The following is a 15,997-nucleotide window of genomic DNA, read 5'->3' as shown; positions in this document are numbered from 1 at the left end:
CACACACACCAAAAAGCTTCTCCCACAGTGCCAATTTTCACATTCTGCATCCTAGCTTTCGACTTCATTTGCAGACTTGTTCCCCAGTCCTTTCCCCCCATTCCATGTCAAGACAAAAGCATACAATGCATAAATTCTTCACTTCACTTTTACAGATTCACGTTTTTACGCTCTTCTATCTTTACAGAAAGCAGCCAAACGAAATTTCCAAACTAACCCACCACTCAATAAACAAGAGTCTGTTAACAATCCCACTTTTATCGCGTATATTGCATTTGGGCAACCACCTCTCACCACCCCTCAAAGAATACTGTTTCACCAGACACGAACAGATAACCCCTACCCTCCAATATCCAGACACTCTCACAAAAAGCACCTTATTGATATACCCGAATTATTGATATGCTTGAAGGTCCCTCGACGGCATATCCTTGCCTCTAATGCCCCATCTCACCCTACCTCAAATGACAATATTTTACAGCATAAGGCATAAGGCATAAGGCATAAGGCATAAGGCATAAGGCATAAGAATATAATGAGATAATTTTTAAGATACAAAAAAATGCTCTCATTTTCCAAATCTTTTAATTGTTCTTGCCAATCCCTTGAAATTACTTTATCACTCAAAAGGTGCCTTAATCGTCTACGCAGCGATCAATAGGGAGTTGAAGCCCGAAAACTCAAACGTTAATTTACCCCACTTTGTGGGTATCCCGGAGTTCCGGGAGTTTTTACTATGTCCGAGTGCTTGTCAGCACTAAAAGCAAAAAGCTGATTTGAGTTCAGTGCTTTCAACCTCCCGGAATACTCATGCGAGGGCGCTCGCAACTGGAGGGGAGCTTGAAGTGCAAACTAAAAATCCAGATTTCGCACTTTTTTAAAAAGTACCCAATCTTATAGTCTTTGAAATTATTTTGATTTTTCTTGCCAATCTTCTGAAATTGCCTTATGAATTGATCTGTGTTTTTGATCGTCCACGCAACGGTCAAATAGGGATTTGAAAGCCCGAACGCTCAGTACATAAATTTATCCCGCTTTGCGGGTATCCCGGAATTCCGGGAGCTTTTGCTATGTCCAAGTGCTTGTCAGCACTAAAAGCAAAAGGCTGGCTGAGCTCAGTGCTTTCAAACTCCCGGAATACTCATGCGAGGGCGCTCGCAACCGGAGGGGAGCTTGAAGTGCAAACTAAAAATTCACATTTTAATGACATTTCAATAGGTAAAAGAATCCGTCACAGACGCATTTCAATGGGACTTTCTCAAAAGGAATTAGGAAGCCATTTAGGTGTCAGTTTCCAACAAATCCAAAAATATGAAAAAGGCTTCAATCGTGTAAGCGCAGGACGTTTACAAGAAATTGCCAATATCTTAAAAGTTCCCATTACCTTTTTTTATGCCGATATTGCGATAAAAGCAGATATTCCCACAAAAGAACATGCCTTACACCACGATCAAGACACATACAGCGAAAAAGAACACGCACTTTTGAAAAACTTTAGAGAGCTCGAAGCGAAAAAACAAAAAGCAATCTTGTGGTTAATTTCTGATTAGGCAAAAGCGCATCAATCGACATCCTTTGCCAATATTCCCCTCTGCCTAAAGCCTTGCCCGCCTGATATCACCACATCTCAAAAAACGGTTTACGACATCATAGGATAACAAACTTCAAAATAGGATAAAAACACCAAAACCTCGGAAAAACATCCCCACCCCTCTCACAGAATCTTATCAAAAGATCTCATCTGATTTAAACGCACAATTCCGATTGTATCATTATGATACCTTTTTACATTTACCTTGTCAAGTTTTTATATTTTTCTTTTGATATTTTTGTATTTTTCTTTAAGGGAGCCACATCCCTCAAAACACCTTTCCTGCAAAATGCCCCTCATACAAAACACAATGTCTAAAACAACAAGAGCTAAAATAGGATTTTTCCTAAATAGGCATCCCTCTAAATGGGCTTCCCCTCTAAATAGGATTTCCCCTCTAAATAGGCTTTCATTGTATTGCTCATTCACCCACTTATTAAAAAAAAACACCTCTCAATGCTTCTCACACCCACTTCACGAATGTCCCCCATACAAATATAGATGCAACTATAATTGTTAAGCTCCGCATAGAATATAAACGCCAACCACAATTTTTCTCTCTTCACATCTCTTTACACATCAGCTCTGCAATCTGTTCACAGCCATTCCCCACACACTCTTCTCCAGAAAACGCACTTCAACAACACTCTTCATCCCAACTTTCTCCTCCATTCACGAAGACACTTCCCCCAATCCTCGCACCACATTCCATGCCATGATAAAAGCTCTCACAAAGCACAAATCCTCCCCTTCATTTTACAGATTCACATTTTTACGCTTTTACATCTTTACAGAACGCAGCCAAAGGAAACTCCCAAACCACCACGCGACAATTTGATAAAAACAAAACACCTTTCCAACAATCTCAAACAACAGATTTCTGTAAAGAGTTCATATGAATTTGATTGTTTAGATCTCACTATTAGATTGGCATATAGAGCCGTAGAACAGAAAGTAATTTTCTATAAGACAGAAACGATAAAAGCGCTATATAACTGAGACAGAACATGAAGGATTGTAAACAGATAAAACGACATCTTTCTTCGTTACAACACTGAAATTGTAAACGAGACGACGAATAACTGTCATCTGAATATGCAATTTTCATATCTGCAAATTTTTATTGATTAATTCAATCCCAACACTTCCCCTGAAACACATTTCTTCATTATCTACTTTTTTTGAGACAAACCGGTAAAGGGGTTTCATCGATTATAAGTGCGGATATAATAACGCGTTACTCCAACCTCATCATAAGAAACCATAGACATGATACCTGTCTTTATTGGCGTTATTTGATAAGTCAAGATTACACCATTTTGCTGTTTGTTTGGTTGATCTGTATAGATCACGTTATATCCATTCCGTCGCAAGAGATCAATAAATACAGGAGTAAAGTTGTCTTCTGTTTTATTTTTTTTCACAATAAGTGTTGTTGTAGCGGGCGGTAAAGGTTTTTTAAGATTACGAACAAAATCGTTAGCAATTAATTTTACATCATCTTTCGTAATATTTGGACTGACATAACTTGATGAATAATTACTGATAGATGCACAACCAGCCACCAATACAAGCGGTAACGGAAATAAATATTTTGACATCTTAACTCCCCTATTAATTGCATTCTCTTCTGAGAAGCTCCTACACCAGAAATAAGAGCCTCCTTTCAAAGAATAGCCTTAACAACATACTGCTTTACTATCAAGCATTAGTTAATCACTTTCTCGCTTGTTAAAAAAACGACCACCATCTCTCATAGTACTCAAAGCTTATGTTTAAGACACAAAATATATATGTTAAAAGTACGAAAAAACACATGTAAAGCATGTAGTATACATATAGTATATGTATACTTACTTTCATGGTGTGTTGCATTACATATTATTTAAGACAAATTTATCAGTAAAGAAGTACAGACTTTGGATGACTTTCCAAGCAATAAAAATGATATTTTTATCCCCATATCATTGAAATTATAACTTGATCGAAGAATAATTATTGTTTGAATATCTAGGCTTTTACGAGCCATTTAGATCCCGACTTTCCCCCACTATCTACCAATTTTTACCGATGTTGTTTCTTTTTTGGTTTTTCATTTACGCTCATCATTAGTTGTTTTATGTGTTTTTTGAGACAATTGTGAAGCTCTACCTCAAAGCAACGAATGAAATTTCCAAAACACCACGCAACAATTTGATAAAAACAAAACACTTCACAACTTAAATTCCACAAGCAAGCTTATCTCCACCTCTTTTCATTCTTTCTCCATCTCAAGGGGAAGATGCCCCCTCACGCTATCCTTCATCCGTTCGCACCACCACCTCTTAGACACACCATCCTAACACTACCCACACTCACTTTCTTTCATCCCCCTCAAATCACACTCTCTTCTCCAACCAACGCACAGCACCCTTCATTTCCCCTCCATTCACGAAGACACTTCCCCCAATCCTTCTCACCCCTCCATATCATGACCAAAAACACGCACAATATATAAACCACAAATCCCCCACTTCACTTTTACAGATTCACATTTCTACGCTTTTACATCATTACAGAACAAAGCCAAGGAAAGCTTCATCCACCCCGTACCACTCTATAAACAACGGTCTGTAAAGAATTCAAATGCTTGCCTAGCAAATTTCCACCACTGACCACTCATTCGTTTCAGATCACCCCCCTTCAAAGAGCGGTGTTTTTACCTCATGAATAAGATAATGAGCGAACCGTCTTTAGAAAAAAGAAACGGCATGGAGATATAAAATATATCAATGGTCGTCATCGACTGTCGTGTTAAGAGGTGTTAACTCTTTATTTTTCTTAATTTTTACAACGCCAATAATTCCCGTGGAAATAATTAATGCGGACATCGCTAAAAAAGAGCTTAACAATCCCACGAGAGCCAAAAGTCCAGCAATAAAGCCAGACATTGCTTCCGCAGAGTTTGCTAAAGTTGAAAAGGTTCCAAAGCTCTTACCAAAATCTTCACGACGAGAATATAATTGAATAGCTGAGACTAAACCAATATCCACAAAGGCACCAATAAATCCTAGAACAAATGCTAACACGAGAAGGAATTTTAAATAAATTTCTGCAGCTAAGGGCATAACAAACAGAATAACCCCATAAAGAAGCCAAAATATCATGAGCTTCAACGATGTAATATTTAATATAATTTTACTATAGAACAAACCACCAACAATAGTTCCAACAGCCATGAGAGAAAAAATATAACTCACAAGGCTTTCCTCTCCCCCCACAAAAAGAACAAAAGCTGGAATTAAAAATCTTAAAATAGCACCCGTAAAGAGAATAGCAAACGACGATCCAACGAGCGTAATAAATAAATTATTATTTTCTGTAGAAATATATTTAAGATATGAAGCTGTTTCTCGATAAATTTTTATAAAATTGAATGATTTATTCTCGCTTGAATTTAAATTCATGAGATTAAATAACACGATAATAGATATAAAATAGGTAAAAAAATCAAAAATGAGTACTGCCGATTTATTTGCAAAAAAAAGCAGTATAGAACAAACCAAAGGGCCAATGACGGCTGCCGTTTCCATGATAATTTGAGCAATGCTATTGGCCTTTGTAAGATCTTTTATTGAAAACATTCTGGGAATAGCAGCTTGAAAACTTGGTTGGAAAATACTTCTTCCTATCGTTGTACATATTGCTGCAAAAATAAGAACAATGATATGTGCCGTACCTGTTATATAAGTTATAAAAACAAACAATGAAGCTAATAATCTCACAACTTCACTTAAGATCATATTTTTCTTCAAAGAAAAATTATCCGCTAACCAACCTCCTATAGGGCCCAAAAAGAGAAAAGGGATAAATCGAAAAAAATACACAAGACCTGTAAAAAAGGTGTTATCTGTTAATTCTAAGACCAGTAAAATAAAAACAACTTCATAAGCATAATCACCAACTTTGGAAATAAAGAGAGAGCAAAAAAGAGCTAATGGACTCTTTTTTAAAAACAAATTCATATCAACCATCCGATATTAAACTTTTCTACACTTAAAGTTACACTTCCTTCGCTACAATTGGTGATATGAACTTCAAAAGAGTTGTTTACTCTAACAAATCGCTTAATAAGTTAAGTGAAAACTTTTAAAGAAATACTCTTCTTGATATAAGCATTTAGACCAATATCAAGTAATATATTAATTTTTCTTTCTTATTTGCTTTAAAAAAGAAAGAATGTAAAAATTATGAGATCAAAATCTGCTATATTATTATATTGACTTCCACCCCACGTCTCAAAGAATGCAAATTCCCAACCAGCACTAGTCTACAATCCCACAACAAAAAGCAGCTTTCCCCACAAAATAAAGCTTACACCCAACCACTTCTCAAACGACAGCACGTCATCAGGCTCAACAAATCAAACCCTATCTTCTTAAAGCCGCCATCCTTCACGCATCTCTTTGCAACACCCGCCTTACCCACACTCTCCCCCTATCCATGCGCACTCTCTTCATCCTCCATTCCCCCTTTTTCTCTCCCATCACACACTTAACAACTGAACACCCCTCTTCCTCTAAACGTCTCCCTCCATTCACGAAAACACTTCCCCCCAATCCTCGCACCACATTCCACGCCCCCAAAAGCCCAAAGTGACCAAAAACACGCACAATATATAATCCACAAATCCCCCACTTCACTTTTACGGATATACGTTTTTACGCTTTTACATCTTTACAGAACGAAACCGACGAAAGGTTCACCACCCCACACCGCTCTATAAACAACAGTCTATAAACGAACCCAGCTTTTTGCCTAGTACCCCTTACAGTCTTCAGACGTCCCCCTCAAACGAGACTGTTTCATCAGACCAGAACAGATAAGCCCAGCCAAAAATATTCACCACACACTCTAAAAAACACCTAAATGTGGAAATTGATATACTTGATATCATCCCCCCTCCAAATAACGCCGTTTTATAGCACATTGATTTTTCTTGCCAATCTTCTGAAATTACTTTATCACTTAAAGTGTAATTTTGATCGTCTACGCAACGACCAAGAGGGAACTGAAAGCCCTAAGCTCTAGCGTAAAATGAACCCACTTTTGTGGGTGTCCCGGGATTCCGGGAGATTTTGCTATGTCCAGGTGTTCTCAACACTAAAAGCAAAAAGCTGACTAGAGCTCAGTACTTTCAGACTCCCGGAATACCAATGCGAGGGCGCTCGCAACCGGAGGGGGGCTTGAAGTGCCAACTAAAAATCCACATTTTATCGACATTTTGATAGGCAAAAGAATCCGTCATAGACGCATTTCCATGGGACTTTCCCAAAAAGAATTAGGAAACTATTTAGGTGTCAGTTTCCAACAAATCCAAAAATACGAAAAAGGCTTAAACCGTGTAAGTGCCAAATGTTTACTAGAAATCGCTCAAAAACTAGAAGTTCCTATGAACTTTTTTTATGCAGACATTGCCACAAAAGAAGATCTTTCAACAAAAGAAACCCTCTTACACCACAATCAAGAAACCTATAGCGAAAAAGAACACACCCTTTTGAAAAATTTTAGAGAACTCCAGCCGAAAAAACAAAAAGCAATCTTGTGGTTGATTTCTGATTAGGAAAAAGAGCAACGATCAACGTTATTTGCTAATATATCAAACAATAAAACATCCTTAAGTCAAATTCAGATCAGCTCCCCACACCCCTTCAAAGAGCGGTGTTTTACGGCATAATAGAATAGAAAATTCTTGATTTTTCTTGCCAATCTTCTGAAATTACTTTATCACTTAAAGTGTAATTTTGATCGTCTACGCAACGATCAATAGGGATTAAAAACCCGAAGACTTGACACATAAATTTATCCCGCTTTGCGGGTATCCCGGAATTCCGGGAGTTTTTGCTATGTCCAGGTGCTTTGGCACTAAAAGCAAAAAGCTGAGTCAAGTCAGTGTTTTTAACTCCCGGAATACCAATGCGAGGGCGCTCGCCCCTAGCGGGGGGCTTGAAGTGCAAACCAAAAATCCACATTTTATCGACATTTCTGATTAAGCAAAAAACGCGATTTATAATCCATATTTCGCACTTTTTTAAAAAGTACCCAATTTTATAGTCTTTGAGATTATTTTGATTTTTCTTGCCAATTTTCTGAAACTACTTTATTACTTAAAGGGTGAGTTTGGTCGTATACGCGACGATCAATAGGGAACTGAAAGCCCGAAACCTCGATACATAAGAATGAACCCACTTTTGTGGGTGTCCCGGGATTCCGGGAGATTTTGCTATGTCCAGGTGCGATGAGCACTAAAAGCAAAATGCTGATTCGAGGTCAGTGCTTTCAGGCTCCCGGAATACCAATGCGAGGGCGCTCGCAACCGGAGGGGGGCTTGAAGTGCCAACTAGAAATCCACATTTTATCGACATTTTGATAGGCAAAAGAATCCGTCATAGACGCATTTCAATAGGGCTTTCCCAAAAAGAATTAGGAAGCCATTTAGGTGTCAGTTTCCAACAAATCCAAAAATACGAAAAAGGCTTCAATCGTGTAAGCGCAAAATGTTTACTGGAAATCGCTCAAAAACTAGAAGTTCCTATGAACTTTTTTTATGCAGACATTGCCACAAAAGAAGATCTCTCAACAAAAGAAACTCTCTTACACCACAATCAAGAAACCTATAGCGAAAAAGAACACACCCTTTTGAAAAATTTTAGAGAACTCCAGCCGAAAAAACAAAAAGCAATCTTGTGGCTAATCTCTGATTAAGCAACAGCACAACGATCAACATTATTTGTTAATATATCAAACAACAAAACATCCTTAAGTCAAATTCAGATCAGCTTCCCCTCAAACAACAGCACTTCATCAGGCTCAATAACTCAAACCCTGCCCTCAAATATTCTAGCACACCACACCCCTTCAAAGAGCGGTGTTTTATGGCAGATAGGATAATCAGCTGCATTTTTGTTGTCACTTATAATTTTCCAATGACTTTTGAATGCCTCTATTAATCTTTTTATAGCACTTTTACTCTTTTTAAAGCTTCTTTCTCTGCTTCTTCTTTTAACTTCATGTCATTGGTGCCTTCATACCTTTTTATTGTTTTTTCAATCTGATCATCAGTCCCTGCTTTAAAAACAATCATTGTTTCAAACGGACGAAATAATGACGATTGCGAAATATGAAAAAAGATATTCGTGCGCAAATTGTTTGGATCAAACTCGCTATACCTTTTTATTTTTAAGTCATCGATAGATATCGCTTTTTTTGACATAGCAAGACCAATAACATCGCTATTTTTCTCACCAAAATCTTTTACTTTTAAAAGGTTATTTTTAGCGTCACAAACTGTCGATATATTCATGACTTCGTTAAGAACTAGAGCATTTATATCAAATTGAGCATTGCTGACAAAAATGAATACAAGATCACGCAAAGAACAAGCTTTTTGAAAATAACAAGCATTGTACAAACGTGAGCGAATCCCAAGACATCTGACTGCTCGTCGAATGATTTTTATAGCGAGCTCATATGATTTTTCATCTAAACGATGATCACGAATGTCTGGAATGTAGATTTCTTGTGTTTCTTGTAACGGTGCAACTTCACTGTTTACTGCACGATCAATAAGCTTTTCTAACCAATTGTAACTCTCAACATTATCCTGCTCTCGGACAGACGATCTAATCTCTTCTAAAAGATTGTCCAGCCCACACTCTTCTCTAAAAGCACGCTCTCTTCGATCACACGTCATCGTAAATGTATGGGTATTTTCTCGTTTGTCCGGTATAGATGATGCGTCAATTTTTGGATCATTCACTTTAAATGGATCAACGCTTTCTCCACTTTTAACAGGTATCCAATGCTCACCTCTAATAGTATCAAAAACTCTCGCCCCTTGCTCCTCCCTAAAAGAAATGCCTTGTTCAAGAAACATCTTTAATGGATTGGAATCATCCGGTGTTAACGATATACGCTGTATTAAAGAGTCCAAAATTTCCTGTTGAAGCTTATCATCACTTATTAACGAATCTTTCCTATCCTCGTAGAAATCCTTTAAGCCTTCTGGAATACGCCGATTGTAACTCTTAACTTCCTTTGCAAACCAGCTGTTAATTAATTCCTTGTTTGTGGCTAAGTTTGTAGCTAATTTCATGAGATTATACCCCCCATTTAAATTTCAAATGACCCTTTTTATCAATAAACTCCAATACAGTTCTTATTAAAGTTCTTGAAAAAAGTTCATTATCTGTTTATTTTACTTAATATTTACCATATTATAGTTTATTGGTAAATAAGTAAAGTAAACTAAATTAAGATATAGATGATATTTTTAATATACACCTCCACTTAAACTTGTCTTTGTAACACGAATAGCGAAAATTTTAACCAAAACAGGTTAGGGAGCTTTTTTTAAGTCTTTATCTTGATTAAAAAACTGCAAAGGAGCAAACTTGATTGTGCAGATAATCATGCTCCCTCATCTACTAGCCACCGACAAGAGTGCAATCAATCAAACAGTTAAAAAAACTTTTAGCAAAATTTTAAAGCAGAAAAACGCACATTACCGAAAAAATGAGAGAGCAGTGCATTTTACGCATCCTCCACCTTTTTCTTAAACAGCAAAACTCCAATCCATCATCAAAATATCTTCGTCTAAAATCCCCCACACCCCCTCAAAGAGCAATGTTTTACGGCGGATAAACGGCATTTCTCTTTAACGTTTTTACGCACAAAGCAATAAAGCAATCCCGCTTGTGACTTCACTTATAACATTGCAAGAAAATAGTTTTCACGACAAACAGAAGTAAAAGAATCCTACGATATTCGAAAACGCTGATTTAACATGCAAAAACACCAGCCACTCCCTTTGCTTTGCAATAAAATACCGCTGTCTCATCGTGAATTTTTCTAAATCAGCACGCTTCAAAGAGCGGTGTTTATCACATAATAGGATTATCACCGCCCTTTATACCATGAATTTTTCCAAACTTAATCTTCAGGCAAAAATTCCAACCGATCTCCTTGTTTTGTAATTTTCACCGTTGTCTCATCGTGAATTTTTCCAAATAAGATATTTTCCGCCAGTGGGTCTTGTATTTCTTTTTGGATAATCCGTTTAAGCGGACGCGCACCATAGAGCGGATCATAGCCCTTATCGGCAAGAAATTTTCTCACCTCTGGCTCGATTTGCAAAGTTATTTTGCGTTCATTGAGCAAATTTTGCAAATGTTCTATCTGAATATCGACGATAGCTTCCATATCGTGACGTTGCAGCCTTTGAAAGAGAATAATCTCATCAATACGGTTTAAAAATTCAGGACGGAAAGCCGCTTTAACGACATTCATAACATCATTTTTTGCCTGATCGGTTGTTTGCCCTTCAGGCAAAGCAGTTAAAAACTCAGCACCAAGATTAGAAGTCATAATCAGCAAGGTATTGCGAAAATCGACGGTACGTCCTTGACTATCAGTCAAGCGTCCCTCATCCAACACTTGCAACAAGAGATTAAAGATATCCGGATGTGCTTTTTCAATTTCGTCAAACAGAATAACCTGATAAGGTCTTCTACGTACAGCTTCGGTCAGCACCCCCCCCTCTTCATATCCAACATATCCAGGAGGTGCCCCAATCAGCCGCGCCCCAGCATGTTTTTCCATATATTCCGACATATCGATGCGCAACATGGCATTGGAATCTTGGAAAAGAAAAGCGGCAAGAGCTTTGGTTAATTCGGTTTTTCCCACACCAGTAGGACCCAAAAACATGAAAGAGCCAAGCGGGCGATTGGGATCTTGCAACCCTGCACGCGCACGACGTACCGCGCGAGAAACAGCTTGCACAGCCTCTCCCTGCCCAATCACACGTTTGCTAATTTCATCTTCCATCCGCAACAGCGCCTCCCGTTCTGCCTCCAGCATTCGATCAACAGGAATACCGGTCCAGCGTGAAACAATCCGCGCCACATGTTCAGCAGTAACCGTCTCTTCAACGAGATGATTTTGTTGGTCATCATTTTCCGCAATACTCAATTGTTTTTCGAGTTCAGGGATAACGCTATAAGCGAGCTCTCCAGCGCGTTGGAATTGTCCATCACGTTGTGCAATAGCCAAAGCATTACGAGCTTCTTCGAGTTGTTTTTTCAAATCAGCAGCATGCCCTAATTTTTGTTTCTCAGCCTGCCAAGCACTTGTCATCTCAGCGGACTGTTGTTCCAATGTTTTCAGTTCCTCCTGCACATTTTCCAAACGTTCTTTTGCTGTTGGCTCGACATCTGTTTTCAAAGCTTCCCGTTCGATCTTCAACTGTAAAATACGCCGATCAACAGCATCGAGTTCTTCCGGCTTTGAATCGACCTGCATGCGCAACCGCGCCGCCGCTTCATCGATAAGGTCAATAGCTTTATCCGGCAAGAAACGATCTGTAATATAGCGGTTAGACAAACGCGCCGCCGCAATCAAAGCACTATCAGCCAAGCGCACTTTGTGATGTTGTTCATATTTTTCCTTAATACCGCGCAAGATAGAAATAGTATCTTCCAAAGAGGGTTCCGGTACAAAGACAGGTTGAAAGCGTCGTGCAAGAGCAGCATCTTTTTCGACATATTTTCGATATTCATCGAGCGTAGTAGCGCCCACACAATGGAGTTCTCCGCGTGCAAGAGCAGGTTTTAACAAGTTAGAAGCATCCATAGGACCATCAGATTTTCCAGCGCCAACAAGATTGTGCAATTCATCAATAAACAAAATGATCTGACCATTTTCAGCTTGCACCTCTGCCAGCACCGCTTTAAGGCGCTCTTCGAATTCCCCACGATATTTTGCACCAGCGATAAGCGCTCCCATATCCAACGCATGAAGCTGTTTATCCCGCAAAGTTTCAGGTACATCGCCATTAACAATGCGCAATGCCAACCCTTCCACAATAGCTGTTTTCCCCACCCCAGGCTCACCAATCAACACGGGATTATTTTTGGTCCGCCGTGAAAGCACCTGAATAGTGCGGCGGATTTCCTCTTCCCGCCCAATCACAGGGTCGAGTTTTCCTTCACGTGCATCTTTTGTGAGATCCCGGGCATATTTTTGCAAGGCATCATATTGTCCTTCAGCATGGGGGCTTGTTGCTGTTTTTCCTTTCCGCAGCGCATTAATTGCCCGATTAAGCGCTTGCGGGGTCAATCCTCCACTTGTTAAAATATCGGCTGTTTTTGCGGTCTTTTCCATGATCAGCGCTTGCAACATGCGCTCCACGGTCACAAACTGATCACCGGCTTTTTTCGCAATATCCTCAGCCAGTGCGAAAACTTTTGCCAATGGCTGCGAAAGATAGAGCTGTCCATTTCCCCCTTGCACTTTAGGCAAAGCATCAAGTGCTTCTTTTAGCGCCTTTTGAATAAGAGTAAGATCACCACCAGCGTTTTGGATAAGCGATGCAGCCAATCCTTGAGAATCGTCTAACAACACTTTCAGGAAATGCTCCGGCATAAACTGCTGATGATCAGAAGCAAGAGCGCTATTTTGTGCTGATTGTAAAAAACCCTGCACGCGTTCGCTATATTTTTCCAAGTTCATTTTTTTTCCTTAAATCTCAAGCCATCACCACACTTTAACCTCTCCAATATTCCACAAAAGAAACATCCAGAAAGGATTATCCAGCCTCTAAAAAACACCGCGAAAAAAGCAGCAAGAAGAAGAACCATAGTGCTAAAAAGAATATGGGTTTCTACAAGCCTCATAGCAAGAGGGAGAAAAAAAATACGCTATCATTTTAAATAAAAACCGCAACTTTTCTTATACCCCCCATCATCACTCCCCCTTTTAAACCATCACCCCTAAATTCCACCATTAAACTTAAATTTGAACAGCAGAAAAGGAGCATGCAAAAACACTTTAAACAAAGTAGTCTTTACAGCATATAGTTTAGAGTAAACATTAAAGTATTTTCTCTAATTTTACTTAACAAAACATTGAATATGTGCTTTAATACTTATAAAGTTACACTATTTTTATTAAGATAGAGGATTTGAGTATGTACCATACTGTAAAAAAGGTTATTTTAATACTTTTATTCCTTCTAATAAGTAAACCAAGCTATGCCGTTTTTGCCGGCAAAGTTATTACAATAGAGCATGAATGGCCTGAAAATGCATTATTTGATCTATTTGTGTTCACCCAGCAAGTAAATTACGATGGTGGGCCTAACTCCATCTATTTCTGGGGAAATAAATTTGAATTCCAAAACGGAAAAAGTGGACAAATTGGTTTTTTCAACAGGAGCAGCCGTACCATTCATTTTTCTATCTGGAATGCAACGGGATGGAAGGGTGATAAATGTAAGCATTTTACTCAGGAAGGTTCAGGAGTACGATGTGAAATTAACTTTCCATGGGAGATGGGACGCAGATATCGATTATATGTTGAAAAAAATGAGAATCTAGTTACAGCGAAAGTAGTCGATTTTACAACGGGTAAAAAAGTGAATATTGGGACCATAGAAGTACCAAATACATTTGGCAAACTCCGTAAATCTTCAAGTTTTGTTGAAGACCATTCTCGTTGGAAGAGACATCTTTCCTCCTGTTATGATTTAAGTCCGCAAAGTTCGATTTTTTTTGATCCTAATGGCTTAAAACAAAACAAGCTACACGAAGGGAGTCTGAAAGTTTCTAATCAAGGAAAGTGTCGAGATTCTGACCTCATCCAAACATCATGTACGTTCACTTTTTGTATGACAAGTATAAGCGACTTTGGAGGTTTAGCCTCGCCTACAGCTAAACCAGAAGTCCCCATTTCCAATGGGAAAGATCTGTCTGCAGAAACAATTTCTAACATCTTGAAACAAAAAGAGCTTGTCGTTATTCGTTCAAAAGATCGTTCTTGGGCACCCAATATCTCTTTTCCATCTCCTGCTTCATTTAAGTGGAAATCAATCTTTATAGATCATCTAGCGGCTTCTAGTTCTACGCTTCACACCACTCACGGCACACAAAAGATAACCACGGGTCAAAAGATTATGTATATGTCTGATGGAAAAACTTGGAAAATTATGAAAAGAAACTAACTTTTTTCTTCTTGATAAGCCCCTCACTCCCCTTTGAAAACAACTGGGGGTGAGGAAGTTTTTTTCACTTCCCCACCACGGCTCCCTTTCCCAGTTATTTTTTCGAGCCCTGCTCTCATCCCTTTAGCTCACCTCATCATCATACTTTCCAGCGCATTTTCTCCATTCTCACCCCCTTTCAAAACCACAACACCCTTTAATAAAATCCTCACCTCCCTCTTCTATCACCCTCACACCATCCCTTCACGCATCCCTCTGAACTACCCCGCCTCTTATCCACACCCTCCCCCTTGTCCATAGGCACTCTCCCATTCCACGCACTCCTTTTTCTCTCCCATCAAACATTCACGACTTACAGCACTCTTCATTCCAGCTTCCCTCCTCGATTCACAAGCTCTCGTTCTCCCCCCATTTATCTCACCCCATCCATGCAAAAACCCAACGTGCCCCCAAAACACGCACAATGCATAAATCCATAAATCCTCCTCTTCACTTTTACAGATTCACATTTTTACGCTTTTACACATTCACAGAAAACAGCCAACGAAAGATTCACCACCCCACACCGCTCGATAAACACTGGTCCGTAAACAATCCAGCTTCTTATCTAGGGAAGGACTACTGATCACTTCATATAATTATCACCATCCCTCAAAAGACGCGCTTTATCAGACAAGACAAATAAGCCCTTCCTCCAAATATTCTCCACATACTCTTCTCCAGAAAACGCACTTAACACCCCTTTTCATCCCAGCTTTCCCCGCTCCATTCACAAATGCGTCCCCTAGTTTTCTCACCACATTCCACGCCAAATAAAAGCATACACACAGTACAAATCCTCCGCATCATTTTACGGATATACGTTTTAACGCTTTTACGTTATTACAGAAGTCAGCCAAATAAAATTTCCACATCACCACCCCGCACCGCTCTGTAAACACTGTTCTGAAAACGAACCCAGCTTTTTGCCTAGTCCCCTTACAGTCTTCAGACTACCCTCCTCAAACGACAGCACTTCACCAGGCTCAACAAATCAAAGCCCTATCATGAATATTCAAGCTCTTCACTCCTCCTTCAAATAGCGCCGTTTTACGGTATAACAGAATAGAAAATTTTTCATTTTTCTTGCCAACCTTCTAAAACTGCCTTATGAATAAATATCGTAAGTTTGATCGTCTACGCAGCGATCAACAGGGAACTAAAAGCCCTAAACCCTAACGTACAATTGAGCCCACTTTTGCGAATATCCTTAGAATTCCGGGAGTTTTTGCTATGTCCAGGTGCGTTTCCGCACTAAAAGCAAAAAAACTGACTCGGATTCAGTACTTTTAGACTCCCGGAATACCAATGCGAGGGCGCTCGCAACC

At 39.1% G+C, this 15,997-nt stretch carries 9 protein-coding genes; 4 read left to right on the top strand and 5 right to left on the bottom strand.

Annotation, left to right across the window (positions count from 1 at the left end; translation table 11 throughout):
* The first annotated feature begins 1,178 nt into the window (after positions 1 to 1,178).
* Positions 1,179 to 1,550 (top strand): helix-turn-helix domain-containing protein, encoded by a 372-nt coding sequence (locus ACFING_RS06355; RefSeq protein ID WP_375630212.1) that lies wholly within the window; start codon positions 1,179 to 1,181, stop codon positions 1,548 to 1,550.
* A 1,246-nt stretch (positions 1,551 to 2,796) separates the two neighbouring features.
* Here ACFING_RS06355 and ACFING_RS06350 read toward each other — a convergent pair.
* The 3 genes from ACFING_RS06350 to ACFING_RS06340 form a co-directional block, all read right to left on the bottom strand.
* The gene (locus ACFING_RS06350) at positions 2,797 to 3,192 is read right to left on the bottom strand and encodes a hypothetical protein (RefSeq protein ID WP_375610669.1); all 396 of its coding nucleotides are present in this window, start codon (positions 3,190 to 3,192) and stop codon (positions 2,797 to 2,799) included.
* A 1,167-nt stretch (positions 3,193 to 4,359) separates the two neighbouring features.
* Entirely contained in the window at positions 4,360 to 5,595 is a 1,236-nt protein-coding gene (locus tag ACFING_RS06345) for an MFS transporter (RefSeq protein WP_375630228.1), read from the bottom strand.
* A 429-nt stretch (positions 5,596 to 6,024) separates the two neighbouring features.
* A complete protein-coding gene (locus ACFING_RS06340; RefSeq protein ID WP_375630211.1) occupies positions 6,025 to 6,243 on the bottom strand; it encodes a hypothetical protein in 219 nt (72 codons plus the stop codon).
* Between the two features lie 578 nt (positions 6,244 to 6,821).
* Here ACFING_RS06340 and ACFING_RS06335 point away from each other — a divergent pair.
* Together ACFING_RS06335 and ACFING_RS06330 are read left to right on the top strand one after the other, a co-directional pair.
* Entirely contained in the window at positions 6,822 to 7,193 is a 372-nt protein-coding gene (locus ACFING_RS06335; RefSeq protein ID WP_375630210.1) for a helix-turn-helix domain-containing protein, read from the top strand.
* Positions 7,194 to 7,963: 770 nt separating this feature from the next.
* Positions 7,964 to 8,335, top strand: coding sequence for a helix-turn-helix domain-containing protein (locus tag ACFING_RS06330; RefSeq protein WP_375630209.1), 372 nt, complete (start codon positions 7,964 to 7,966; stop codon positions 8,333 to 8,335).
* A gap of 250 nt (positions 8,336 to 8,585) precedes the next feature.
* Here ACFING_RS06330 and ACFING_RS06325 read toward each other — a convergent pair whose 3' ends face one another.
* On the bottom strand, positions 8,586 to 9,725 hold the full coding sequence (locus ACFING_RS06325; RefSeq protein ID WP_375630208.1) for a hypothetical protein: 1,140 nt from the start codon (positions 9,723 to 9,725) through the stop codon (positions 8,586 to 8,588).
* An 836-nt stretch (positions 9,726 to 10,561) separates the two neighbouring features.
* Positions 10,562 to 13,141, bottom strand: coding sequence for an ATP-dependent chaperone ClpB (gene clpB / locus ACFING_RS06320; RefSeq protein ID WP_375611673.1), 2,580 nt, complete (start codon positions 13,139 to 13,141; stop codon positions 10,562 to 10,564).
* 457 nt (positions 13,142 to 13,598) lie between these two features.
* Between clpB and ACFING_RS06315 the strand changes: the two genes are divergently transcribed.
* Positions 13,599 to 14,630, top strand: coding sequence for a DUF3472 domain-containing protein (locus tag ACFING_RS06315; RefSeq protein ID WP_375630207.1), 1,032 nt, complete (start codon positions 13,599 to 13,601; stop codon positions 14,628 to 14,630).
* Positions 14,631 to 15,997: the final 1,367 nt, after the last annotated feature.

It is taken from the genome of Bartonella sp. AP150HLJHH, assembly GCF_042196385.1.
In the GTDB taxonomy this organism is placed as follows: domain Bacteria; phylum Pseudomonadota; class Alphaproteobacteria; order Rhizobiales; family Rhizobiaceae; genus Bartonella.
The sequence above is the reverse complement of the archived record's forward strand: the minus strand, read 5'-3'. Positions and strand labels throughout refer to the sequence as shown.